25 protein-coding genes are annotated in these 21973 nt (G+C 64.8%); 15 read left to right on the top strand and 10 right to left on the bottom strand.

The window, feature by feature from the left end; all coding sequences use genetic code 11:
- Positions 1–44 precede the first annotated feature (44 nt).
- The 7 genes from AC30QB_RS07065 (at position 45) to AC30QB_RS07035 (ending at position 6237) form a co-directional block, all read left to right on the top strand.
- On the top strand, positions 45–1196 hold the full coding sequence (locus tag AC30QB_RS07065) for a porin (protein WP_489545484.1): 1152 nt from the start codon (positions 45–47) through the stop codon (positions 1194–1196).
- A 444-nt stretch (positions 1197–1640) separates the two neighbouring features.
- Positions 1641–2057, top strand: a complete 417-nt coding sequence (locus AC30QB_RS07060; RefSeq protein WP_489545483.1) for a hypothetical protein — start codon at positions 1641–1643, stop codon at positions 2055–2057.
- A gap of 97 nt (positions 2058–2154) precedes the next feature.
- Positions 2155–2595 carry a hypothetical protein gene (locus AC30QB_RS07055; protein ID WP_489545482.1) on the top strand — a complete coding sequence of 147 codons (441 nt, stop codon included), beginning with the start codon at positions 2155–2157 and terminating at the stop codon, positions 2593–2595.
- Positions 2596–2623: 28 nt separating this feature from the next.
- Positions 2624–3061: a hypothetical protein gene (locus AC30QB_RS07050; RefSeq protein ID WP_489545481.1), complete on the top strand. Its 438-nt coding sequence runs from the start codon at positions 2624–2626 to the stop codon at positions 3059–3061.
- Between the two features lie 225 nt (positions 3062–3286).
- Positions 3287–3775: a hypothetical protein gene (locus AC30QB_RS07045; RefSeq protein ID WP_489545480.1), complete on the top strand. Its 489-nt coding sequence runs from the start codon at positions 3287–3289 to the stop codon at positions 3773–3775.
- A 668-nt stretch (positions 3776–4443) separates the two neighbouring features.
- The gene (locus AC30QB_RS07040) at positions 4444–5226 is read left to right on the top strand and encodes a hypothetical protein (protein ID WP_489545479.1); all 783 of its coding nucleotides are present in this window, start codon (positions 4444–4446) and stop codon (positions 5224–5226) included.
- A 102-nt stretch (positions 5227–5328) separates the two neighbouring features.
- Positions 5329–6237, top strand: coding sequence for a DMT family transporter (locus AC30QB_RS07035; RefSeq protein WP_489545478.1), 909 nt, complete (start codon positions 5329–5331; stop codon positions 6235–6237).
- A 67-nt stretch (positions 6238–6304) separates the two neighbouring features.
- On the opposite strand, the gene AC30QB_RS07030 is transcribed toward AC30QB_RS07035, so the two are convergent.
- Genes AC30QB_RS07030 through AC30QB_RS07020 form a run of 3 tightly spaced genes read right to left on the bottom strand, consistent with a single transcriptional unit; the run spans position 6305 to position 8988 of the window.
- Positions 6305–7135: an AraC family transcriptional regulator gene (locus tag AC30QB_RS07030; RefSeq protein WP_489545477.1), complete on the bottom strand. Its 831-nt coding sequence runs from the start codon at positions 7133–7135 to the stop codon at positions 6305–6307.
- A gap of 31 nt (positions 7136–7166) precedes the next feature.
- Positions 7167–8021 carry an N-formylglutamate amidohydrolase gene (locus AC30QB_RS07025; protein ID WP_489545476.1) on the bottom strand — a complete coding sequence of 285 codons (855 nt, stop codon included), beginning with the start codon at positions 8019–8021 and terminating at the stop codon, positions 7167–7169.
- A gap of 4 nt (positions 8022–8025) precedes the next feature.
- Complete coding sequence (locus tag AC30QB_RS07020) at positions 8026–8988, bottom strand: Bug family tripartite tricarboxylate transporter substrate binding protein (RefSeq protein ID WP_489545475.1); 963 nt, start codon at positions 8986–8988, stop codon at positions 8026–8028.
- A 96-nt stretch (positions 8989–9084) separates the two neighbouring features.
- Here AC30QB_RS07020 and AC30QB_RS07015 point away from each other — a divergent pair, with 96 nt between their 5' ends.
- Positions 9085–9990, top strand: coding sequence for a LysR substrate-binding domain-containing protein (locus AC30QB_RS07015; RefSeq protein WP_489545474.1), 906 nt, complete (start codon positions 9085–9087; stop codon positions 9988–9990).
- Between the two features lie 18 nt (positions 9991–10008).
- Here AC30QB_RS07015 and AC30QB_RS07010 read toward each other — a convergent pair whose 3' ends face one another.
- The 3 genes from AC30QB_RS07010 to AC30QB_RS07000 all read right to left on the bottom strand — a co-directional run bounded on the left by AC30QB_RS07010 (position 10009) and on the right by AC30QB_RS07000 (position 12539).
- Positions 10009–10755, bottom strand: coding sequence for a class I SAM-dependent methyltransferase (locus AC30QB_RS07010; protein ID WP_489545473.1), 747 nt, complete (start codon positions 10753–10755; stop codon positions 10009–10011).
- Positions 10756–10804: 49 nt separating this feature from the next.
- Positions 10805–11626, bottom strand: a complete 822-nt coding sequence (locus AC30QB_RS07005; RefSeq protein WP_489545472.1) for a helix-turn-helix transcriptional regulator — start codon at positions 11624–11626, stop codon at positions 10805–10807.
- 88 nt (positions 11627–11714) lie between these two features.
- On the bottom strand, positions 11715–12539 hold the full coding sequence (locus AC30QB_RS07000; protein WP_489545471.1) for an AraC family transcriptional regulator: 825 nt from the start codon (positions 12537–12539) through the stop codon (positions 11715–11717).
- Positions 12540–12815: 276 nt separating this feature from the next.
- Between AC30QB_RS07000 and AC30QB_RS06995 the strand changes: the two genes are divergently transcribed.
- Positions 12816–13433 carry a glutathione S-transferase C-terminal domain-containing protein gene (locus AC30QB_RS06995; RefSeq protein ID WP_489545470.1) on the top strand — a complete coding sequence of 206 codons (618 nt, stop codon included), beginning with the start codon at positions 12816–12818 and terminating at the stop codon, positions 13431–13433.
- Positions 13434–13445: 12 nt separating this feature from the next.
- Here AC30QB_RS06995 and AC30QB_RS06990 read toward each other — a convergent pair whose 3' ends face one another.
- Positions 13446–14093: a LuxR C-terminal-related transcriptional regulator gene (locus tag AC30QB_RS06990; RefSeq protein WP_489545469.1), complete on the bottom strand. Its 648-nt coding sequence runs from the start codon at positions 14091–14093 to the stop codon at positions 13446–13448.
- A 96-nt stretch (positions 14094–14189) separates the two neighbouring features.
- On the bottom strand, positions 14190–15815 hold the full coding sequence (locus tag AC30QB_RS06985) for an FMN-binding glutamate synthase family protein (RefSeq protein ID WP_489545468.1): 1626 nt from the start codon (positions 15813–15815) through the stop codon (positions 14190–14192).
- Between the two features lie 162 nt (positions 15816–15977).
- Here AC30QB_RS06985 and AC30QB_RS06980 point away from each other — a divergent pair, with 162 nt between their 5' ends.
- The 3 genes from AC30QB_RS06980 (at position 15978) to AC30QB_RS06970 (ending at position 19072) form a co-directional block, all read left to right on the top strand.
- The gene (locus tag AC30QB_RS06980; RefSeq protein WP_489545467.1) at positions 15978–16445 is read left to right on the top strand and encodes an META domain-containing protein; all 468 of its coding nucleotides are present in this window, start codon (positions 15978–15980) and stop codon (positions 16443–16445) included.
- Positions 16446–16724: 279 nt separating this feature from the next.
- Positions 16725–17885 (top strand): ABC transporter substrate-binding protein, encoded by a 1161-nt coding sequence (locus tag AC30QB_RS06975; protein WP_489545466.1) that lies wholly within the window; start codon positions 16725–16727, stop codon positions 17883–17885.
- A 38-nt stretch (positions 17886–17923) separates the two neighbouring features.
- Positions 17924–19072, top strand: coding sequence for an ABC transporter substrate-binding protein (locus AC30QB_RS06970; protein WP_489545465.1), 1149 nt, complete (start codon positions 17924–17926; stop codon positions 19070–19072).
- A gap of 4 nt (positions 19073–19076) precedes the next feature.
- Here AC30QB_RS06970 and AC30QB_RS06965 read toward each other — a convergent pair whose 3' ends face one another.
- Positions 19077–19973: an alpha/beta fold hydrolase gene (locus AC30QB_RS06965; RefSeq protein ID WP_489545464.1), complete on the bottom strand. Its 897-nt coding sequence runs from the start codon at positions 19971–19973 to the stop codon at positions 19077–19079.
- Positions 19974–20052: 79 nt separating this feature from the next.
- Between AC30QB_RS06965 and AC30QB_RS06960 the strand changes: the two genes are divergently transcribed.
- Positions 20053–20259, top strand: a complete 207-nt coding sequence (locus tag AC30QB_RS06960; protein WP_489545566.1) for an oxidoreductase-like domain-containing protein — start codon at positions 20053–20055, stop codon at positions 20257–20259.
- A 48-nt stretch (positions 20260–20307) separates the two neighbouring features.
- Here the strand turns inward: AC30QB_RS06960 and AC30QB_RS06955 are convergent, their stop codons facing one another.
- Positions 20308–20667 carry a hypothetical protein gene (locus AC30QB_RS06955; RefSeq protein ID WP_489545463.1) on the bottom strand — a complete coding sequence of 120 codons (360 nt, stop codon included), beginning with the start codon at positions 20665–20667 and terminating at the stop codon, positions 20308–20310.
- A gap of 52 nt (positions 20668–20719) precedes the next feature.
- Between AC30QB_RS06955 and AC30QB_RS06950 the strand changes: the two genes are divergently transcribed.
- Complete coding sequence (locus AC30QB_RS06950) at positions 20720–21517, top strand: HipA family kinase (protein ID WP_489545565.1); 798 nt, start codon at positions 20720–20722, stop codon at positions 21515–21517.
- Positions 21495–21896, top strand: coding sequence for a DUF3037 domain-containing protein (locus tag AC30QB_RS06945; protein ID WP_489545462.1), 402 nt, complete (start codon positions 21495–21497; stop codon positions 21894–21896). Before AC30QB_RS06950 ends, AC30QB_RS06945 begins: the two co-directional genes overlap by 23 nt.
- Positions 21897–21973: the final 77 nt, after the last annotated feature.

The raw sequence follows: 21973 nt of genomic DNA, 5'->3' as shown, positions 1-21973 counted from the left end.
GGCTCTGCTCCATCAAAACAACAAGAACAACAAAGGACACTGTCGTGAAGAAATCAATCGCATGGTCTCTGGTTTTCGGGGGCTTGCTCTCGCTGCTTGCGCGCTCGGCACAGGCGGATGAGATCGACATCTACGGCGCGGTCGACGTCTCTCTGATGTACGCGTCGCAGAACAAGCAACTGGTCTTGCAGTCGGGGGGTACCAACAACACCTACCTCGGACTGCGCGGCTCCAAGAAGCTCGACCAGCTGGACTGGCTGGAACCGGGATTCATTTTCGAGGCGGCACTCGCCGTCGACACCGGCACCGGAACGAGCAGCAACCTCAACAACGCCTCTGACACTGCAGGACCCACCTGCACCGTCGAAGGCGCCCCGGGCGCCGCATGCACCGTCTCGAACGGTGCGGCCCAGGGCCTGGTGTTCCAACGGGAAACGCGTCTGCGTCTCTTGCTGGGGCCTGGCGATGCACCTGCCGCACAGCACACGGCCGGCGAGCGGGACCAACTGTCCTTCGGTCGCTACTACGTGCCTGCGCTGCTCAACCTGTCGATCTTCTCTCGATCGTTCGGCTTGTTCGGCCTGGGCTCGCCGCTCACGCTCGCTTCCACCAACCAGGGCGCAACCGCCGTGCGCGCCAGCAACAGCCTGAACTTCATGTCGCGGTCCTTGCGCGGTTGGTCGTTTGCAGCGATGGCGGCGCTCGGTGAGCGAAGTCATTGGAAGGAAGGCGACCTGCTGGGTGGACGTGTGGGTTTCGACGGGGACATCGTGCACCTCGGCGCGGCCTTCCAGTACACCAAGCACGTGGCCGGCGACGTGGCAGTGGGCAACCTGGGCGCCAGCCGCAAGCTGGGGCCTGTCAACCTGGCGGTGATCGGCCAGTACTCACGGCTGGACACCGCCGTGCCTTGGAGCGGCCTGTATGGGCAACTGCAAGGTGACGTGGGCCTGACTGCAGTGGACACGCTGCAATTGGGTGTGGCCTGGCTGGCGGTGCAGCATTCACCGTCCGATTCGGGTCAGTTCACCCTGGGCTACAGCCGCAAGCTGTCGAACCAGGGCACGCTGATCTACACCAAGTCGTCCTACGTGCTGAACCGGGGCGACTCGGTGAACCGCACACCCGGCACGGCAGTGCCGCGTGCGGGACAGGATGCGGTGGCGATGAACGTCGGCTTCTTGCAGACGTTCTGACCTTCCGCTTGCCTGTCTCTCGATCTGCGACGGCGAGCCCTTTCCGGGCTCGCCGTCGCCCCTTCTTGCCTCCTGATCGGCGTTCCGTTCGGCCTGAGGTATCGAAGGCCAGCGCTGGGCTTCGATACCTCAGCCCGAACGGAGCTAGTCTGAGGTTCGTCGCCAACCAGGTCTTGCCTTGAGCTGGAGCTGAAGCCTTGTGCAAGACAGCGCCTGCGCGCGTCTTGCACAAGGCAATTGCCTAGCCGCTTTCTTTGCTGGCCACATTCGGCTGGACTGATGCACCTGCGCATCCTTCGCTGCGGACTTGTCTGCTGTGTCGATTGCGCCAAAGGGGCCCCGTGCCCGTTGGCGTTGCTTGCTTACCCAGCTTCCCGGACCTTGCGTCCGGTTCGTCACGTCTTGCTTCAACGCAATCAAACCCTGCAACCACGAGGTTCAGTCATGAGCATCCATACGAGCATCGACTCATCACTTCTACATGCGATCTACCGTTACGGAACGGAGCCCGTTTCTCTCGAGAGCAACGTGAAGGCCAGCGTCACTGACTTGCGGATCCTCGATCTGCAAAGCGACCCTGGCGTCACGCTCAACCCGGATCTCAAGTGCGCGGCACTCTACGAGTGCCATCAGCCACTCGAGAACGCGAAAGAGATCGTGGTCTGGCACATCTATGTGCTCGACCCCAAGCTGGTGCAAGTCATCAGGGCCGTGGCAGTGTGTCGCCGCTGCCATCCACGTTCCGTGTTCCAGGCCCAGTTCGAGCTGAGCGCCATCCTCCGGGATGGAACGATCGGCTTCGGCATCTCCCTGTGTGTTGGCATTGCCAGCAAGGTGGTGGAGCTGGGTCGCATGGACTGAACACGCGTTGCAGGCCGGCCCCGCGCAAGCGGTGGTCGGTCTGTGACACGACAAATGACAACCAACAACACGCAACCCCAACAAAGTCGGTGATCCCATGGACGCGATTCCGTTCAATGAAGTCAAACCCAATGAAGTCAAGAACCTGATCAAGGCTTACGAAGGCGATCTCGATCGCTCGAGCAAGTCGAAGCCACTCGAAGTCGAGTTCCACGTCTCGGCCTGCCGCTTGGTGCGACTAACCGCTGAAGAGGTCACGCCCGCTGGCGCGATCACCTCTCTGGCGGTCGTGCTGGCGGGCTACCTCTACGGCACACGCCACGCCTATCGGCTCTACCTGGTGGAGCCGCATGAGGTGGAGGTGTTCCGCAAGGCGCTGAGTGGTGTGCCCAGCGGTGTCGTTCTGACACCGCTGGTGCATGTGGAGCTGCAGCCGCAGGTCACGATGACCTCGGAGGATGCCGGTCACTCTTCGGTGGTCGTCATGCTCGGTCGGCTGCCGGAAGTGGAGCATCTGGTTCGCATGCTGGGTTTGTGAAACGTCTCAACAAAGGTCGGTGAATCTCATGAACAACGATAAAAGTCACGAAGAAGTCAGCTTGCTGATCGAACGCTGGTATGGCGCTACGCAGCCCTGCGATCCGCGTGCGGTGTTCGCCTTCAACATCACCCGCTGCAGCCTGGTTCGCTGGGATCAGGCGGTCAAGACCCCATCAGGCCTCATGGCCTCGGTGGCCGTGATCCTTGGGGGCTTCATCGAGGGTCGCGGAAAGCGTGTCCGGCTCTACCTGGTCGAGCCCGACGATGTGGCGCCGTTCTACGAGGCCTTGTGCAACGTGGTGGGTGGCGCGATCGTGACCGCATTGGTCCCGATTGCACTGCGGCCGCTTGCCATCTTCGACGCCATCGATCCTGATGGGTCGTCGGTCAGCGTACTGCTGGGTCGGCGGCCCGATGCCAAGGTGCTGCTGAAGGCACTTGGCGAGTTCGAGCCCACGCGTTAGCGAGGGTTCTGCAAGGCAGAGGCTGTCCCGGTACCGAAAGGTGTCGGGATGGCCTTCGCCCCTTTTCTGCTTCTGTCTCGGTCAATCTTCGAAAGCCGTCTCGCGGCTTTTAAGCACGCATGCATTCGCATGTGTGTCGTTCCATCCATTGCGTCAACCAACAACAACAAGAAAAGAGGACGTATGAGTCAACAAGACATCACACAGTACCGCGGTCTGGGTCTCATGGCACTGAGCCTGTTGCGTGCGGTGAAGCTCGCCCGAAAGCTTCTGCTTCCGGGTGGTGAGCGGATCAAGCGCTGCAACATGGTGATGAGCTCGGGGCTGGGCGGTGCGATCGACATCGAGCTGCCCGCGACCGACGTGATCGAAATGGCGGTCGATCGAATCCGCTTGGTGTGCATCGAATCCGGCGACGAATTCGACGGCACCCTGGTCATCGTGCTGTACGGCCAGATCTTCTCGCCGAACCAGCGTGCCTGCCTGATGCTGTCGTCGCCAGCCGACGTCACGGCGTTCAGGCAGGTGCTGATCGCTGCCGGTACCGAGGACTTCCATCCCACGGTGAGCTTGGTAGGTCGGGTGGCGCCACAGGCTTGCTTGTGCGACACGCCCGAAATGCAAGGCGGTTTCCATCAGCTGATGTTCACCGATGCGGGGGACTTCATGGCCTCCGTGTCCGAGCCCTGCGGCCCGACGTCGGCGGACAACTGAAACGTACCTGCCGCTATGCGTCTCCGGACGTGCAGCGGTGTCGCGGGTTGCCAAGGGCGTGTTCGACGACCCCCAGGCGGTCACTTACTTGAGGAACGTGAAAGCGCTCCGCAAGTCGCTGGCCCGCACACGGCCCACCCTTCGCAAGAAGGGTGGGCCACCTTTTTCGAAGCCGCATCTTTTTGTGCGAGTTCCTGCTTGACGGTGGCACCGCCGCCCGGGTAATGTTCTCAACGCGCCGGCCCAAGGCGCACGGGTTGCGACAAGCAGCCCCATGCCGATCAGTCCTCACATCGGCAGGCCTCAACAGGCCGGACACGCCTCCAACCGGCATTTGCTGCAGCGGGCACCGCCCCACGCTGAACCTTCTTCGCGATCTGGCTCGAATGCGCCACCACGCTGCCTTGGGCGCGACGCATTCGATCACGATTGCACCGGGGCCTCCCCCCGTGTTTCGGCATCTGCGGTTCTCTCCGAGCCTTTGTGCTCACTTTCGCCTTTGCGCGATTTCTTTCTCGGTTCCCACCGAGTTTTTTGCGATCACTTTCCTTGTGATCGCTTGGCGCACCTCCCCGGTGTGTTTCTTCTTCAGCTCCCGCTGAAAAACCTGCGCTGTGTTGCGTCTCTGTCGTCCTCCACGGACTCACTGAGATGCGGCCTGCGTTCGCTTGAACTTGCCTCTGCCATTCCGGCAGTGCGTGAGCTTTGAGCATTTCAAGAACTTCGAAAGCCGTTCCGCGGCTTTCAAGACCATGGGCAATTCCGCTCATGGGTTAGACAAGAGGGCAATAACAATGACAAATCAAAACGTTCACTCCGCTCCGTCAGCTCTGAAGGTGTCGATCGCCACTCCACAACAGTGGGATGAGATCGACAAGATCGTCTGGGCTGCGTACACCGGCGACAAACCAGCATTGGTTCTCGCTGACATGAAGTACCTTGCTTGCAATGCCGACAAGAAGGATGTCATTCGTCTCGTGGCAACACGTGACGACGACATCCTCGCGACTCAGTCCGTGCAGTTGCTCTGGAACGCCGACGAGGTGACTGACTACCTCGGCGCGAAGTTCCCGACGCGCTCCACGCCTGTGCTCGTGACAGGACGCGCAGCGGCTCATCGTCTGTACCTGCGTGCCGGAGGTTTCCGCGCGTTGATGCACGCCGCGATCGCCACGGTGATCGACATTGGCGAGAAGGTTGGTGGCGCGTGCGCACTCAATGTGCATGCAGCCGGCAATCCGCTCATCAAAAGTCTGGTCAAGATCGGCTGGGACACGTTCGACATCGAACGCACCAAAGGGGTTTTCCAAGGACCTCAGGCCGTCACCTACTTGCCCGACGTGAAGGCAGCTCAGCATTCGCTGAACCTGCTCAACGCCAGCAACACGGTGCCTACCTACCGGTTCGAAGGCAATCCGCTTCCTGACCTGTTGATGACCTTCAAACGCTAGCGCTCGCTGGCACACGTAGTTGAACTGGACTGCTGGCTCTCACAAGAGCCGGCAGCTCCTTCACACACACGGACCCTCACAAAGGGTCTAGAGGGAAAAATCATGACAACAAAAACAGATGCCGCACCCTATTGGGGTCGCGGTGAAGTCGAATGGCTCGTATCTGGAATGGGTACGGTGCTTCTGGGTGGTCTCTTTCGCCACCTTCGCCTGGCCAATGTCTCTACGGCGCAGCTCTTGTTGCTGCGCTATGGCGGACAGATCGGCATGGGTCTCATCGCGGGCGTTCTGATGACAGGAGGCTTAGGCTTCCTGAAGTTGAAGAACCCGCTGCACATCCTGGCGCGTGGCGTGGCAGTTTTCGTTGCTGCGACATGTGTCGTGAACGCGCAAGGCTATCTGCCTGTGACCACTCAGATCGGGGTGGGTTTCATGTGGCCGGTCTTGCTGATTGGTTGGGTGGCGACTCGAGGCGAGTCTGTGACCCGAATCAACTGGATCCAGCTGGCCTTGTGCTTGCTGGGTGTCTTTGTTGAATCGGGCATGACGCTCGAATCGATACGCTCTCCCGGCATGCTGTGGATGATGGGTGCGGTGGTCTCGAATGCCGCCAACGTTCAGCTCGGGCGCGATGCGCTCAGGCTTGGCGAATCTCCACTCACTTCTGTCAGCTGGACTGGTTTTACCGGTCTTGCTGGCGTGGGGGTGTGGTGGTTGCTGCAACCCAAGGCCTTTGGCCCTTTGCCATCGGACGTGGGTTCGTTGTTTCCGGGTCTGGTCGTGCTCCTTGCGGGCGCGGTTCAGATCCTGCAGACAAAGGCCTTCGAACGTGCAACAGCTGCAAAGCTGATGCCCTTGACCTACATGCAACTGGCGTGGGCGGTGCCGCTGGACATCATTGTCTTCGGCCACTACCCCAGCGCTACAGCGCTGATGGGCCTCGGTTTCATTCTCGCGGGCGTGGTTCTCCCGAACCTGCTCGACTGGATGCGACCCAAGCCTCAACGCTGATCTCTTGAACGCTCGAACCGGATTTATCCGGTTCGAGCGTTTCTCTTTGGGTGCCTGGTTTTGTCGCTCAGAGAGGGTGCGGGTGCGCGTGCATTGCACCGCAGTGGAGGCTGCGGGGCTTGCCGGCAGCGGGGGGCGACTCGATCACGCGAACCAGCCGCGGGTTGCGCAGCCGGGTGGGTGTGAGACCGAAGTTGCGCTGGAACTTGCGCGAGAGGTGGGCCGAGTCGGAGAACCCGGTCAGGTGCGCGATCTGGGTCAGGCTCATCTGCGGTTTGCGCGTGACCATCTCCCAGGCCATGATGGTGCGCCTCCAGGCCTGGTAGCTGCGAAAGGGCAGCCCCAGCGCCGAAGAGAACAGGTGCGAGAGCCGCGAGCACGAGATCTGCAGCTGGGCGGCCAGTTCGTCGAAGGGGCGGTCGATGTCGTCTTGCAGTGCGCTCATCACCCAGCGCACGCGTTCGTCCACCGGCTTCAGGGGCTGCGCGTCTTGAAGCACGACCTCGATGACCTCATCGATCAGCGGCAGGCTGGTGGCGGCGTCGACATGCTCGCAGAAAAGCGCCCGAAAGCGCGGCTCCAGGTGTGCGAAGCGGCGCGGGTCCAGGGGCTTGATCGGCTGTGCGAGGAAATCGCGCAGGCTCGGAAAGCGTGGGTGGTTGGGGCTGACCACCACGCTCACGTACAGACCGTCGGTCGCTCGCAGCGAGTGGTCGGCCATCGGCGCGGTCACGGCGGCGCCCAGGGCCGTGGTGGTGGCGCTTTCGGTGTCGCCGAACTGCAGCACGGCGCCGTCCAGGCTGATGAAGATGCCGATCTCCGGGCGGGCGATGCGCGGGATCGAGAAGCGCCGCGCGGCCACCAGGGTTGCGACGTACCACTGGGGAAAGATCCGCAAGGCGATCTCGTGCGGCCTCGCCGCGGCGCTGTCATGCACCCGGCGCGGTTCCGGGCACGTTCTTGAGGGCCAGCAGTGCGTGAACCAGGCGCTGGAGGACGGATTGAACTCTAAGGAATCCCGAGTGTGCTGCATGCTTGTCCTCGTCCATGTAGATCTTCTTGTTGATCTCGAGCTGGATGGAATGGCGATTGCGTTCCGGCGCGCCGTAGCGGCGCACCAGCTCCACGCCTTTGAACACCTCGTTCACGCCCACGGTGAACCCTTCGGCGCGCAGGAAGGCGGCCACGTAGTGGGTCAGGGCGGTCGACGAGGTACTGCCGTCGCGGTCGCCCACCAGAAAGTCGTAGGGCATCACATGCCCCATGCTGGCCGGGTAAAAGATCGAGCGCGATGGCATGGAGTGGCAGTTGACGTGCATCGAGTAGCCGTGCTGGGCGTGGGCGGCGGAGATCGCCTCCTCGACCGCGGCGTGGTACGGGTACCAGCAGCGGGCGATGCGCTCGTCAATCTGGCGGCGCGTGAGCGGCTGGCCGTAGATCTGGTCCGCGCCCTCGAGCAGGCGCCAGATCAGGCCCATGCCCATCTCCGACTTGGCCGACATCGCGAGGCCGGTGCGCTCTTCGGGGGACAGCAGTTCGGGGTCGATGTCGTCGGGCGCGCGGTTGACGTCAAGGTAGCTGCGCGGGAAACCTGCCGACACCAGCGGCACGCCCATCTCGGGGCTGAAGCTGTACAGGTCGGCCACCAGGAAGTCCTCGGCCTGGCGCAGCTTGTCCAGTTTGCACACGTAGTCGAAGTCATCGGGGTAGTCGGTGCCGCTGTGCGGCGAGTCGAGCACGAGGGGCGAGAGGGAGCCGGTCGCGGCCATGATGCGGGGCTGCATGGGCTCAGGCGTCCAGAGAGATGTTGGCGACGCGCGCGGTCTCGCGCATCTGGTCAATGGTGGCGTGGATCAGCGCACCGAACTCCTTGGGGGTGGAGCCGGTCGCGAACAGCCCGAGCTTTTCGCACTGGGCCTTCACCTCGGGCTGCTGCAGGACACGCACGAGCGCGCCGTTGATGCGCGCCACCACGGCGTCGGGTGTCTTGGCCGGGGCCACCATGCCGAACCATGAGGGATCGTTGTTGTCGGGCAGGCCGGCCTCGGCGAAGGTGGGCACTTCCGGCATCTGCGGCAAGCGAGAGGCCCAGCTGATGACGAGTGCACGCAGGCGGCCCGCCTGAACGTGCGGCAAAGACGAAGCCACCTGGTCGAAGCCGATGTCGATCTGGCCGCCGATCAGGTCGGTCACCACGCCCGAGGCACCACGGTAGGGAATGTGGACGAGGTGGAGCTTGGCCGAGGCCTTGAGCCGCTCGCCGTACATGTGGCCGGCCGAGCCGATGCCCGGGCTGCCGTAGGTGAGCTTGCCAGGGTTGGCGCGTGCGTAGGCGAGGAACTCCTTGAAGTTGCTCACCGGCAGCTTCGGGTTGACCACGATGATGCCGGGCGCGCGCACCAGCTCGCACACGGGAGTGAAATCACGAATTGCGTCGTAGGGCAGGCGCTTGTACACCACAGGGTTGACGCCATGGGTGGAGACGGTCGCCAGCCCCAGGGTCCGGCCATCGGGTGCGGCCTTGGCGACTTCGGTCATGCCAAGGGAACCACCTGCACCGCTGCGGTTGTCAATGACCACGGTCTGGTTGAGTTCCTTGGCCATCAGGGGCCCGACGATGCGCGCCACGGTGTCGGTGGCGCCACCCGGTGGGAAAGGCACGACGATCTTCAGCGGGCCGGTTTGTGCGCGGGCAGTCGACCAGGGCAGGCCCATCGGGGCCATGGACAGGAGAAGGGTTCGGCGCTTCATGATGGTGTGTGCAGGGTTGGTAGTGGGCGCAGTGTGCTGGCCACCCATCCGGGCAAAAAGCGAAAGATGTTCGTCAGATCGTTCCACTTGTTCAGCATGTCCCGACTGCTCCCTCCCCCCCACCTGCTGCGTGCACTGATCGCCACCTCCCGCCATGGCAGCGTGGTGCGCGCGGCTGAAGAACTGCACCTCACCGCGGGTGCGGTGAGCAAGCAACTGCTCGAGCTGGAGCGGCGCTTCGGCATCACGCTGTTCGAGCGCGTGCGCAAACGCCTGGCCCTCACCGAAGCCGGCCAGCGCTATGTGGAGCGCGTGGCGCCCCTGCTCGACGAGATCGAACGCGTGACACTCGACCTGCTGGCCGACAGGGCAGGCGCGGTCGCTGGTGAACAGCAGGTGCTGCACCTGTCGATGCTGCCCACGGTGGGTGCCAAGTGGCTGATCCCGAGGCTGGCCGATTTCCTGGGCAAGCACCCCGACATCGACCTGCAGTTCGTGCCTTTCATCGACGGCTACGACTTCACCCGGCCCGAGCTCGATTGCGCGATCCGCTATGGCCGAGGCATCTGGCCCGGTGCCGTGGCCGACTACCTGATGGGGCACGAGGTCGTCGCGATCGCGCCGCCCGGCACCGGGCAGCGTTTGCGGGTGCCGGCCGATGTCCTGCAGTTCACGCTGCTGCACCACGTCACCGAGCCGCAGGCCTGGTTCACCTGGTGCGAATCGCATGGCGTCTCGGGGCCGAACCTGCTGTCGGGGCCGCGCATGGACCAGGTGTCTTCGCAGGTGCGGGCGGTGATCTCCGGCATGGGCCTGGCACTGGTGCCGCGCTGCCTGGTCGAAGAGGAGCTCGCCTCCGGCGCGGTGGATGCGGCACCCTTTCCCGTCTTCATGCAGCAGACGGGCTATTACTTCTGTTGCCCGCAGGGCAAGGCGCAGCTGCCTGCGCTGCGGCTGTTTCGCGGTTGGCTGCTAGAGCAGGCCAGTCTGCCGGCGGCCTGAGGCTGCGCCGCCTTTTTGTCAGGTCGCCTGGGCGGGCTTGACGGCCACGGCCAGCACGTTCTTCCCGAAGTGCCGCGCGGCCACGGTGTCCAGTGCCCGGCTGAGCGGCAGCAGCCAGCGGTCGAAGAAGCGCAGCGCGCGGTCCGACGGCTCGCCGCTTTCCGAGCCGATGAACCTGAAGGCCCAGGCCAGCCCGAAACCGACCGAGTCGCAGTAGCGGCTGCGCGTGACCTGCAGCGAGGCCTCGGCCAGCTTGTGTTCCAGCTCGCCGCGGGTGTAGCGGCGGTAGTGGCCCACGCGGTCGTCGAGCGTGGTCCAGATCGAGCGGAACGCCGGCACGTAGACCAGCAGCAGGCCGCCGGGCCGCAGGCGCTGCTGCAATTGCGCGAGCGCGCCGACGTCGTCCTCGATGTGCTCGAGCACGTTGGACGTGAAGATCAGGTCGTAGCCCTCGCCGGCGTCGGTGAGCGAGGCATGGGTGACGAAGCCGCGCTCAGCCAGCAGGCGCCGCTGCGCGGGGTCTAGCTCAACGCCTTCGGGCCTTAGGCCGGTGCGGGCGCGGAAGATCTGGCTGAGGGTGCCGATGCCGGCGCCGAAGTCGAGCACCCGCCATGCGGGATCGACGCCGGGCGCCGGCAGCTGGCGCATGAACAGGTCGACGATCCAGGCGTTGTAGCGGGCCAGCAGGCTTTCGCCGCGCAGCAGCAGCGCGGTGCCGGCGTAGCGGGTCTGCAGGGCGTCTTGCAGGGGGGTGGGTGTGCTCACGTGCGGATAGTTGGGCAGGCAGGCAAGCGGGCGTGTCCTGCACGTGGCCTCAGGGGCCGCTGATGACGTGCAGCGCCACCGAGTCTCGCGCCTTGGAAGGGGTGTGGCCGGTGAACTGGTGAAACGCGCGCGCGAAATGCGAGGAGTCGGCAAAGCCGAGGCGGTGCGCGATGTCGGTCAGCGAACTCGCGCCCTTGTCCTGCAACAGGTACTGACCCGCCTTGGCGATGCGCTGCCAGGTCTGGAAGCTGCGCAGCGACATGCCCACGTCGGTGGCGAACAGGTGCGACAGGCGCGAGGGAGAGAGGTCGGTTTCGCGGGCCAGGCTTTCCAGCGAGCGGGCCGGGTCGGCCAGCAGTTGCTTGAGCAGCTGCGCGATGCGGGCGTCTCGAAACGGCACGCCGGGCAGCAGCGAGGCCGTGCGGGTAACCACCTCGTCGAAGACGCGGCGCGCCTGGGTGAAGTCGAGTTCACCCCGCGAGAGGCCAGCCAGGCCGGCGTCGAGGTCGCCGAACATGTCGCGCGCCAGGGGCAGCATGGGCTGCATGGACAGCCGGCGGAACTGGCGGTGCAGGGGCGTGATGCGGAACGACAGGTGCTGGGTGCCGCGCGCATCGAAGGCACGCCGCTGGCGATAGGACAGCGCCACCGCATCGAGCTCGTGTGCTGCATCGGCGGCCCACACCTTGAACGGCCGCCTGCAGGAGGTGAGGGCGACGATGGTCTCGTGCGGCGAGGCTACGTCGATCTGAAGCTCGCTGTCGCAGTAGACCGAGCCCAGCCCTGCAAAGACGTACAGCGGCACGCGGCGCCGGTGTGCGCTCGCGGCCGGCGAAGGGTGTGCTTTCGGACGGGTAAGAGGCGAGTTCACGGCGCGCGCATGATGCCCCACCCGAGGTGGGCATGGCAACGTAAATCACCCGCATCCGGCGGGTCGGTGGCGAGGGGGTTTTGGTGCTTCACGAACGTTTCATCTCGGCGTCGCTCGGGATGTGCTGGCCGGGTGGCAGGCCGTCTCCGATCACTTCCATGAGGCGCATGTCGCGCATCATCGACGGCGTGAAACCCAGGCTGTTGTGACAAGTGCGCGAAAGGTGCGCCGCGTCGGCGAAGCCGGCGACCCCAGCGATCTCGGCAATGCTCATCTCGGGCCTCTGCACGATCATCTCCCAGGCCTGGCGCAAGCGCGCCCAGGCCTGGTAGCTGCGAAACGACAAGCCCAGCTCTTGCGAGAACAGGTGCGACAGCCGCGACGCCGACAGTCCGAGTTCGGCGGCGAGCTGTTCGAAGGGGTGGTCGATGTTGGCGTCGAGCTTGCGCATGACCCAGGGGATGCGCTGGTCCAACGGGGGTGCGCGCACCGCATCGGCGAGCACCACGTCGAGCAGGTCGTCCATCAGGTCGCAGGCGTCTTCTACGCTCATGGTGTTGCGGCACGCCGCGTGCATACGGGACGCAAGTGGGGCGAACGGCGCATGGCTCAGCAGCAGTACGCTGCCGTCGAGAAAGTCGCGCGCGGTGCGAAAGCGCGGGTGGATGACATGCAGGATCAAAGTGATAAAGCCGGGGCCCCTGCTGCGCACCGAATGACGTTGCATCGGCGGCAGGACCACCGCCGTGGCCGGCCCCTTGTAGGCGCCGATCTCGACGTCGAACGGCTCGCCGCCCGCCGTCAACCGGATCACGACGTCGTGGCGCGCGATCTTGGTGACCATGGCGTCGAAGGTGGTCGACATGGAGGCGATGGCGCCGTGCAGGAAGACGCGCCGGACAGGCGTTTGCAAGCCACTGCCCTTGCCCGGGGTGGGAGCGGATCTGCCGGCTTTTGTGCTGGATGCAACCATCACGGATGCCTGTATGTGCGATGCCTGGGCAGCCTTGCCCCGGTGACGCCCTGCAGAAGGCTCGCGGCGTCGAGACCGTAGATTGCCTCAAGAGCCGGCCCCTGACCACCCTGGCTACCCTACCCCAGTGGGGCGCCGGCCCTTGCCGACCGGCTGGCGCGGGCCTTTGCGTGAGGAGGCCTTCGCTAGAATGAATTCAAACAGGGAACACAAGACATGAAACTCATCGGCGCGCTCACCAGCCCTTACGTTCGCAAAGTGCGCATCGTCATGGCCGAGAAACGGCTTGACTACCAGATGGAGCTGGAAGACGTCTGGAATCGCGACACCATCGTCAAATCCAACCCCTTGGGCAAGGTGCCTTGCCTGGTGATGGAAGGCGGCGAAGCGGTATTCGACTCACGGGTGATCGTCGAGTACGTCGACACCCTGTCACCGGTGGGCAAACTCATTCCCGAGCGCGGGCGTGAGCGTACCGAGGTGCGCACCTGGGAAGCGCTGGCCGATGGCGTGATGGACGCGGCCATCCTCGCGCGCCTGGAGCAAACCTGGGCTGGGCGCAGCGAAGCCCAACGCAGCCCCGCCTGGGTCAGCCGCCAGATGGACAAGGTGCACGCCTCGCTGGCCGCCATGAGCCAAGGCCTGGGCGAAAAGCCCTTCTGCTCCGGCATTCATTTTTCGCTGGCCGACATCGCAACCGGTTGCGCGTTGGGGTACCTCGACTTCCGCTTCGCCCACATCGACTGGCGCAGCCAATACCCCAATCTGACGCGCCTGGACGCCAAGCTGGCGCTCCGCCAAAGCTTCATCGATACCAAGGCGCCACCAGCCTGAGGCCGGTGGTGCTCAAGCGGCCTTCAGTGAGAGGCCGCTCGCGCGCCGATCGAACTGGAGCTTGTGGTACACGCGGCGTATGCCACATGCCACGCTGTGCACACTCGATTGCCACTGCTGGGCGATCTCGTCGATCAGGTAGCCCTGCGCCGCCCATTGCAAGATCTCTTGCTCGGTGCCGGTGAGCACCAGCGGGTTGAGCGACTCGGTCATGGCGTCGAACTCTGGTTGCGCAGGCATGCGAAAGTGCGACAGCACCTGGCGCGCAATCGTCGGTGAGATGGGCGACTCGCCGCGCCACACCTGCTCTAGCGCGCCCACCAGCGCTGCGCGCGCTTCGGTGTGCACCCAGTACCCATCGGCACCGGCGCGCAAGGCTTCGAGCAGCGCGGTGTCGTCGTGCGCGACCATCGTGACCAGCACATGCGGGCCCGGTGTGCGGGCGCCCTGGCGCAGCTCGTTGAGCAGGGGTTGCACCGGGCCGTCTTGCACGCGCATGTCGGTGACGAGAATGTCGGGTGGCCCTTGGCGGATCAGCTGGCGAGCCTGCTCGACCGTGTGCACGGTGCCACTGACCCAGAAGTGTTCGGTCGCATCGATCAGGGCGCGAAGCCGGGGGCTGGCCTCGTGGTCACGCTGCAGCAAGACGATGGACGGCATGAGGGCGTTGAGTGAATGCGGGCCAAAGGGGTGAAGCACATTGTTGTGTCAGCCACCTGATGGTGCATCCCCGCAAACCCGGTTGCTCCCCGTGTTTCAGGGGGTCGCTGCAAAGCTGTGTGCGTGGGCCATCGGCCAGTAGAGCTTGAACACGTTGTGCTGCATCTCGCCGCTCAGCAGCTCGCCCGGTTTCACGAAGGGCAGCAAGTTGGCCAGCAGCTTCACGTGGTGGTCGCTGCAGCGGCGCACGATGTGCGAGGCGGTGATGGCCCCGGGGTGCGACAGGCCGGCGGCTTGCACCAATTCTTTGAGGGCCTTGAGTGTGTTGTGGTGGAACAGCTCCACCCGCTCGGCCTTGCTGGGCACCACCAGCGCGCGCTGGCGCTGCGGGTCTTGCGTGCTCACGCCCGTGGGGCAGTGCCCGGTGTGGCAAGCCTGGGCCTGGATGCAGCCCAGCGCAAACATGAAGCCGCGCGCCGAATTGCACCAGTCGGCCCCCAGCGCCATCATGCGGGCGATGTCGAAGGCGCTGATCACCTTGCCGGCGCAGCCGAGCTTGATCTTGTCTCGCAGGTTCAGGCCCACCAGAGTGTTGTGCACCAGCAGCAGGCCTTCTTGCAATGGCGCGCCCACGTGGTCGGTGAACTCGACAGGTGCCGCGCCGGTGCCGCCCTCGGCGCCATCGACGACGATGAAGTCGGGGGTGATACCCGTCTCAAGCATGGCCTTGGCGATGCCGAACCATTCCCAGGGGTGGCCGATGCACAGCTTGAAGCCCGTGGGCTTGCCCCCCGACAGGCCCCGCAGCCGCTCGATGAAATGCATCATCTCGATCGGGCTGTCGAAGGCGCTGTGCCGCGCAGGCGACACGCAGTCGACCCAAGGGGTCACGCCGCGTGCGGCAGCAATCTCGAGTGTGACCTTTGGGCCGGGCAGCACGCCGCCATGGCCGGGCTTGGCGCCCTGACTCAGCTTGAGCTCGATCATCTTGACCTGCGGTTCGCGCGCGTTGGCCTCGAAGCGTTCGGCGTTGAAGCTGCCGTCGTCGTTGCGGCAGCCGAAATAGCCCGAGCCGATTTCCCAGATCAGGTCGCCGCCGTGCACGCGGTGGTGCTCGCTGATCGAGCCCTCGCCGGTGTCGTGTGCGAAGCCGCCGCGCTGGGCGCCCGAGTTGAGCGCCAGGATGGCGTTCGACGACAGTGCCCCGAAGCTCATGGCCGAGATGTTGAACACACTGGCCGAGTAGGGCTGCGCACGCAGCGCGCCGATGGTCACGCGAAAGTCGTGCGTGGGCAGTTCGGTGGGCACGATCGAGTGGTTGATCCACTCATAGCCGGTGGCGCCCACGTCCAGTTGGGTACCAAACGGGCGCTTGTCTTGCGCGCCCTTCGAGCGTTGGTAGACCAGCGAGCGCTGCTGCCGCGAAAACGGCGCGGCTTCGTTGTCGCTCTCGATGAAGTACTGGCGCATCTCCGGGCGTATGAACTCCAGCAGAAAGCGCAGGTGGCCGATGACCGGGTAGTTGCGCAGCACAGAGTGCCGCGTCTGCAGGACGTCGCGCAGGCCCAAGCCCAGCAGCAGCGCGAACAGCAACGCAAGCCAGCCACCGGTGCCAAACGCAACCGCGGTGAAGGTGCACAACAACAGCCCGACCGCGCACAGCAGCCAGGCGGTGTAGCGTATGGGGAAGTACTGATTGAGCGTGAGCAGCCAGGCGCGCATGGTGTTCCCGTCGTGATTGAAGGCTACGCTGGCATCAGCCGGTGCATCGCTGGGGGGCCATGGTAGTCGCTCGCAAATGGCGTGAATTTGTCGAAATGGAGCATGGACACAGGCCTTTCACCTTCGTATGCTGCGCTCGTCTTTGCTTCAGCCGATCTTTGGATGCCCGAACCCTTTCACTTTCCGCCGCCCTCGTGGCGACACCTGGTTTGCCTGCTGGTCGCTGTGTCGTTCACTTGCTTGCCCATGCTCGCCGCCGCGGCCACGCCACCCGCCACTGCCAACCTGAAGCTGCGTGACACCCGCTGGGTCTTGCAGACACTTGACGGCACGCCCGCCGCGCCCGCTAACAAAGGCGCCAAGGTTCATCTGGTGCTCGGCTCGGGCTCGCAGCATCTCAGCGGTTTCGCTGGTTGCAACCGCATTCGCGGCCGCTACACGCAACGCGGCACGCAGCTCGTGTTGAAGGCGATCAGCAGCACGCGCAGGGCCTGCCCGCAGATGGCGCAAGAACAGCGCCTCATCGCGTTGCTTGGGGTGACCGATGCGTACCGCATCGAAGGCAAGGTGCTGAGCCTGATGCAAGGAGAGGCGGTGCGCGCCACTTTCAGCGCTGCCGGTGTGAAGTAGTGCGCGGCCGTGAGTGAAGCGCAAAAAATGTCACGTTTGTGTACGCGAGTGTCCGAGGAAGAACCATGCGATGGAACGTGAACGGCGACGCAGTATCGAGCTGATTGAGCAGCTTCAAGGCAATCTGCACTCGACAAGCCCCGGTTGAGCCTCTAGCCTGCCGACAAGCAACCCGTAATCGAAAGTAACCAGGTTGAATGATCTCGGAAACGCGCCGATAAGCGTCCCCCTTCGATCAGCCCCCTTTCTTCGTCAATCAATCTCAGGACCTGTTCCATCATGATCAACCGCAGACTCTTCCTCAGCCGCTCCGCCCAGACTGCCACCGCACTCGGCACTGCCAGCTGGCTCACTCAGGCCCAGGCTGCGGCTGAGCCCTTCATCTCGGCCAAGCACGTCACCTTTGGCAGCTCGCTGCCGCTGACCGGCCCGCTGGGCGGCTCGGGCAAAGAGCACACCATGGGCCTGCAGGCTGCCTTCGCCGCTGTGAACCGTGCCGGCGGCGTCAACGGCCGCGAGCTGCGCCTGATCACCATGGACGACGCCTATGTGCCGGCCCGCTCGGCCGCCAACGTGAAGCAGATGATCGACGAGAACTCGGTGCTGGGTCTGATCTCGCAGGTGGGCACTCCTAACACCGGCGCCATCCTGCCGCTGATCGAGAAGGTCGGCATGCCGCTGGTCGGCCCCATCACCGGCTCGGGTGCCGTGCGCAACGCGCAGCTGCGCAATGTGTTTCACGTTCGTCCGAGCTACGGCGAAGAGGTCACGCGCATGGTTGACCAGCTCGTGCGCATGGGCCTGCAAAACATTGCCTTCGTTTACCTCGACAACCCCTTCGGCAAGGAAGTGGTGGCCATGGGCCAGAAGGCCCTCACCGAGGCCAAGCTCACGGCGGCCGGCAGCTTCCCCTTGGCCTTTGACGGCAAGAACGCCGCCGAAGTGGCTCAGAAAGTGGCCGACTCGCGCGCAGGCGCTGTCTTCCTGGCCACCACCGGCTCGGGCGTCACCGATTTCGTGATCTCGGTGCGCGGCCTGATCGGCGCTCTGCCGATCGTGGGCCTGTCGGTCACCTACTCTGACCTTGCACGCCTTGGCAAAGACCGCGCACTGGGCCTGGCCATGGCCACGGTGTTCCCCAGCCCGAAGAGCAAGAAGTTCGCGCTGGTCCGCGACTACTCCGTCGACATGGACGTGATGAAATTCGATGCACCCAACGGCGGTGGCATCGAGAGCTGGGTCAACGCCAAGGTGCTGATCGAGGGCGTGCGCCGCGCGGGCCGTGACCTCAATCGCGACAAATTGCGTGCCGCCTTGACGACCATCCGGGGCTTTGAACTGGGCGAGCTCGTGGTCAACTTCAGCGCAGCAGCGCCATACATCGGCACACTGCCCGTCAAACTCGGCGTGATAGGCCCCGACCTCTCGATACGCGTCTAAATCAAACGCGGCTTTGCCGCCTCACCTGGAGCATCACCATGAACCGCAGACTCTTTCTTGCTCGTGCCGGCCGCAATGCCGCGGCCATCGGTGCTGCCAGCTGGATCGTGCCCGCGTGGGCCGCCGAAGAAGGCATCACCGCGCGAACGATCACCATCGGCAATTCGACCGCGCTCACAGGCCCGCTCGGCAACGCGGGAACCGATCACAGCAAGAGCATCCAGGCGGCCTTTGCGCAGATCAACAAGGCCGGCGGCATTCATGGCCGCGAGTTGCGCTTCATCAACAAGGACGACGGCTACCAGGCCGCGCGCACTGTCGAAAACATCAAGACGATGATCGACGACAACAGCGCCTTCGCGTTCATGTCCATCATCGGCACGGCCAACAACGGCGCCATCTTCCCGATGACCGAAAAGGCTGGCATTCCGGTGCTGGGCCCCATCACCGGGGCGTCCTCTCTGCGCAAACCGGAGCACAAGAACGTGTTCCACATCCGCCCCAGCTACACCGACGAAGTGACGCGCATGGTGCAGCAGTTGGTGCAAATGGGTATTCAAGACATTGCCGTCGTCTACCTCGACAACCCGTTTGGCAAAGAAGTGCTGGGCAACGCGCAGCGCGCGCTGGGCGAGCAGAAGTTGAAAGCCGTGGCCGCGTTGCCACTGGCAGTGGACGGCAAAAACCACGCCGAAGTGGCGCAGCAGATTCTTGACAGCAAGGCCGGCGCTGTGTTCCTGGGTACCACTGGCACCGGCACCACCGATCTGGTGCTGTCGCTGCGCGAAAAGGCTGCAGGCCTGCCGGTCATTGGGCTGTCGGTCACGTTCACCGACATCGCGCGCCTGGGCAAGCACATCACTGGCCTGGCGATGGCGTCTGTCTTCCCCAGCGCGAAGAGCATGAAGTTCGCCGTGGTGCGCAACTACTACGCCTCGTGCGAAGCCTCCGGTTTCAAGACCAATGGCCTGGGTCTCGAGAGCTGGATCAACTCGCAGGTCTTGGCCGAGGCCCTGCGCCGCGCGGGGCGCGATGTCACGCGCGACAAGCTGCGCGCCGCCCTGGCCAGCATCCATGGCATGGACATAGGCGAGGTCGTCATCAACTTCACCAATGGCGGCCCGTACGTCGCCATGACGGCGGTGAAGCTGGGCGTGTACGGCGCCGACGGCGTGCTGCGCACCTGACGCATCAGCTGCTGAAGTAACCCTGCAGCGCGCGGGCCACGCCCGCGTGCGCTTCTTCGGGTACGAAATGCCCGCTTTCCAGCGCTTGTCCGCTCACGTGGCCGGCGCATTGCGCCTGCCACAGCTCCAGCGGTTTGAACATGCGGTGCACCACCCCGCGCGTGCCCCACAGTGCGAGCACGTCGCACACGATGCGCTCGCCGGCCTCGCGTGACGCCCGGTCGTGCTGCAGGTCGATACTGGCCGAGGCGCGATAGTCTTCGCAGAGGCCATGAATGTTCTCGGGCCGGCAAAACACGCGCTCGTACTCGGCCAGCGCCTCGGGCTCGATGTAGCCCATGCCGGCAGCGCCCCAGCCGCCCAGCGTCCAGTGCAGCGTGAACAGCGGGTCACCCCCGATCAGCCTTTCAGGCACCGGCGCCGGCTGGATCAGCATGAACCAGTGGTAGTACGCGCTGGCAAAGCGCATGTCGGTGGCTTCGTACATGTCGAGCGTGGGCGCGATGTCGATCACGCACAGGCGGCTCACCGACTGCGGGTGGTCGAGCGCCAAGCGGTGCGCCACGCGGCCACCCCGGTCGTGGCCCACCAAGCCGAAGCGGTCGTGGCCCAGGGCCTGCATCAGCGCCACCATGTCGGCGGCCATCGCGCGCTTGCTGTGGGCCGCGTGCGCGGGGTCGTCAGGCGGTTGGGTCGAGTCGCCATAGCCGCGCAGGTCGGGCATCACCAGGAAGTAACGGTCTCTCAGTGCCAGTGCCACGCGGTGCCAGATGGCGTGTGTTTGCGGGAAGCCGTGCAACAGCAGCAGCGGCGGCCCATCGGCCCGCCCGCCGGTGCGCGCGAAGAGCCGCACGCCGTTGACCTCATGAAACCTCCCCTCGAAACCGTCGAACCATGCCATGCAGCACCTCCAGGAGCGCGATCTTGGCATGCGTGGCGAGGCGCGCGCGGTGCGTGAGCGACGCTATCCTGTCGTTCTGATGGATTCGACGATCACCCACCGCCAACAAGCTTTCGATGTCTTCAGTGCCTTGCAGCAGCAAGCTTTGCTGCAAGGCGTGGCGATGCGCGAGCCACCCCAAGAGCCCGACACCTGCTGTGGCCGCGGCTGCAATGGTTGCGTGTGGGAAGGCTACTTTGCGGCGGCCAACTACTGGCGAGAAGAGGCGTTGCTGCTGTTGAGCTGAGTTCGCATGCGCCGCAATTCCCGTTTTCACAGGAATGACGCCGAGAGCTCAGTCTTCATCCGCCGTGATCACCAACCCCAGCCGCCGCGCGCCGTGCACCTCGGTGCTGGCCACCACTCGCAGCGGCTGGCCCGCCGACACCACGCGCCGAAAGCGGTAGTCAAGCGAATCGCGCCCCTCGGCCTGCGTGGCCTCGCGCCGTTGCCACTCTTGCGAGCCGTCGACCAACACCCGCATGGCATGCCATGCATCGTCGCGACCGCGGGCGTCCACGCTCAGGCAGCAGAACACCTCGAAGCAGCGGTCGCGCAGCGCGTCAGGTGGGATCGTCAGCTGGGATACGTCTGCGTCGCCCACGTCGGCTTCCCAATGTTCTGCCGGCGTGTCTTGCTTCTTCATCTGGGGCATGGGGCCAGTCTAGCGGCGGCGCCAATGCTGGGACAATCGTCAGGTCATGGCCATCCGCACCCTCACTGCCACCCGCTACATCACGCCGCTGCGCGAGGGCGGCTCGCTGCCGGCCATCGTCGAAGCCGATGACGATGGGCTGTATGTGCTCAAGTTCCGTGGCGCGGGCCAGGGCCCCAAGGCGCTGATTGCCGAGCTGGTGGCGGGCGAGATCGGCCGCTTGCTCGGCCTGCCGGTGCCCGAGATCGTGCTGGCCCAGCTCGACCCCGAGCTTGCCCGCACCGAGCCCGACCCCGAGATACAAGACCTCATCCGCGCAAGCACCGACTTGCTGAGCAAGAGCGGCGGCCTCAACCTGGCGCTCGACTACCTGCCTGGCTCGGTCACCTTCGACCCCTTGGCCTGGCAGCCCGATGCCACGATCGCCTCGCGCATCGTCTGGTTTGACGCCTTCGTGACCAACCTAGACCGCACCCCGCGCAACGCCAACATGCTGATGTGGCACCGCAAGCTCTGGCTCATCGACCACGGCGCTGCGCTCTACTTCCACCACCAGTGGGACGGCTTCATGGAGCGCGCGCCGAGCCCGTTCAAGCTGATCAAAGACCACGTGCTGCTGCCCTTCGCCAGCCAAATCACTCAAGTGGACGGCGCCATGGCCGCCGCCCTTACGCCCGCGGCCCTGGAGGCTGTGCTGGCCCAGGTGCCCGACAGCTGGCTCACCGAAGACCCCATGTTCTCGGGCCCGGCCGCGCAGCGCCGCGCGTATGTCGACTACTTCGTGCGCCGCCTGCAAGCGCCGCGCCCCTTTGCAGAGGAGGCGGCCCGTGCCCACGCTGCACACGTATGACTACGCCATCGTGCGCGTCGTCCCGCGGGTGGAGCGGGGCGAGTTCATTAACGCCGGTGTGGTGCTGTCGTGCAAGTCGGCGGGCTACCTGATGGCCGGCATCGAGCTCGATGAAGCGCGCTTGTTCGCGCTAGACCCTGCGGTCGACCTGCAATCGATACACGACACGCTGGCCACCTTCCCCGCCATCTGCGCGGGCGGGCCAGCGGCCGGCCCGTTGCGTCACCTGTCGGCGCGCGAGCGCTTCGACTGGCTGGTGGCCCCGCGCAGCACCAGCATCCAGACCTCACCGGTGCACACCGGCCGCTGCACGGATCTCGGCGTGACGATGGCGCAATTGATGCAGCGCATGGTGCGCAAGCCGACGCCGCGCGCCTGACGCCGTACCGAGCGCGACGCGCCTCAAGGCGCTGACGCCAGCGCTGCGCGCACCGCCTCCACGCGCTTGCGGTTCAC

The organism is Rhizobacter sp. (assembly GCF_046595475.1).
Taxonomy (GTDB): domain Bacteria; phylum Pseudomonadota; class Gammaproteobacteria; order Burkholderiales; family Burkholderiaceae_C; genus Rhizobacter.
This window is presented reverse-complemented; position numbering and strand designations above follow the sequence as displayed.

What these genes read in the sequence shown, in the direction of transcription:
- AC30QB_RS07060 (WP_489545483.1), top strand. Translation starts at nt 1,641, where the DNA reads ATGAGCATCCATACGAGCATCGACTCATCACTTCTACATGCGATCTAC.
- AC30QB_RS07055 (WP_489545482.1), top strand. Translation starts at nt 2,155, where the DNA reads ATGGACGCGATTCCGTTCAATGAAGTCAAACCCAATGAAGTCAAGAAC.
- AC30QB_RS07050 (WP_489545481.1), top strand. Translation starts at nt 2,624, where the DNA reads ATGAACAACGATAAAAGTCACGAAGAAGTCAGCTTGCTGATCGAACGC.
- AC30QB_RS07045 (WP_489545480.1), top strand. Translation starts at nt 3,287, where the DNA reads ATGGCACTGAGCCTGTTGCGTGCGGTGAAGCTCGCCCGAAAGCTTCTG.
- AC30QB_RS07035 (WP_489545478.1), top strand. Translation starts at nt 5,329, where the DNA reads ATGACAACAAAAACAGATGCCGCACCCTATTGGGGTCGCGGTGAAGTC.
- AC30QB_RS07025 (WP_489545476.1), bottom strand. Translation starts at nt 8,021, where the DNA reads ATGCAGCCCCGCATCATGGCCGCGACCGGCTCCCTCTCGCCCCTCGTG.
- AC30QB_RS07020 (WP_489545475.1), bottom strand. Translation starts at nt 8,988, where the DNA reads ATGAAGCGCCGAACCCTTCTCCTGTCCATGGCCCCGATGGGCCTGCCC.
- AC30QB_RS07015 (WP_489545474.1), top strand. Translation starts at nt 9,085, where the DNA reads ATGTCCCGACTGCTCCCTCCCCCCCACCTGCTGCGTGCACTGATCGCC.
- AC30QB_RS06995 (WP_489545470.1), top strand. Translation starts at nt 12,816, where the DNA reads ATGAAACTCATCGGCGCGCTCACCAGCCCTTACGTTCGCAAAGTGCGC.
- AC30QB_RS06990 (WP_489545469.1), bottom strand. Translation starts at nt 14,093, where the DNA reads ATGCCGTCCATCGTCTTGCTGCAGCGTGACCACGAGGCCAGCCCCCGG.
- AC30QB_RS06985 (WP_489545468.1), bottom strand. Translation starts at nt 15,815, where the DNA reads ATGCGCGCCTGGCTGCTCACGCTCAATCAGTACTTCCCCATACGCTAC.
- AC30QB_RS06980 (WP_489545467.1), top strand. Translation starts at nt 15,978, where the DNA reads ATGCCCGAACCCTTTCACTTTCCGCCGCCCTCGTGGCGACACCTGGTT.
- AC30QB_RS06975 (WP_489545466.1), top strand. Translation starts at nt 16,725, where the DNA reads ATGATCAACCGCAGACTCTTCCTCAGCCGCTCCGCCCAGACTGCCACC.
- AC30QB_RS06970 (WP_489545465.1), top strand. Translation starts at nt 17,924, where the DNA reads ATGAACCGCAGACTCTTTCTTGCTCGTGCCGGCCGCAATGCCGCGGCC.
- AC30QB_RS06965 (WP_489545464.1), bottom strand. Translation starts at nt 19,973, where the DNA reads ATGGCATGGTTCGACGGTTTCGAGGGGAGGTTTCATGAGGTCAACGGC.
- AC30QB_RS06960 (WP_489545566.1), top strand. Translation starts at nt 20,053, where the DNA reads ATGGATTCGACGATCACCCACCGCCAACAAGCTTTCGATGTCTTCAGT.
- AC30QB_RS06955 (WP_489545463.1), bottom strand. Translation starts at nt 20,667, where the DNA reads ATGCCCCAGATGAAGAAGCAAGACACGCCGGCAGAACATTGGGAAGCC.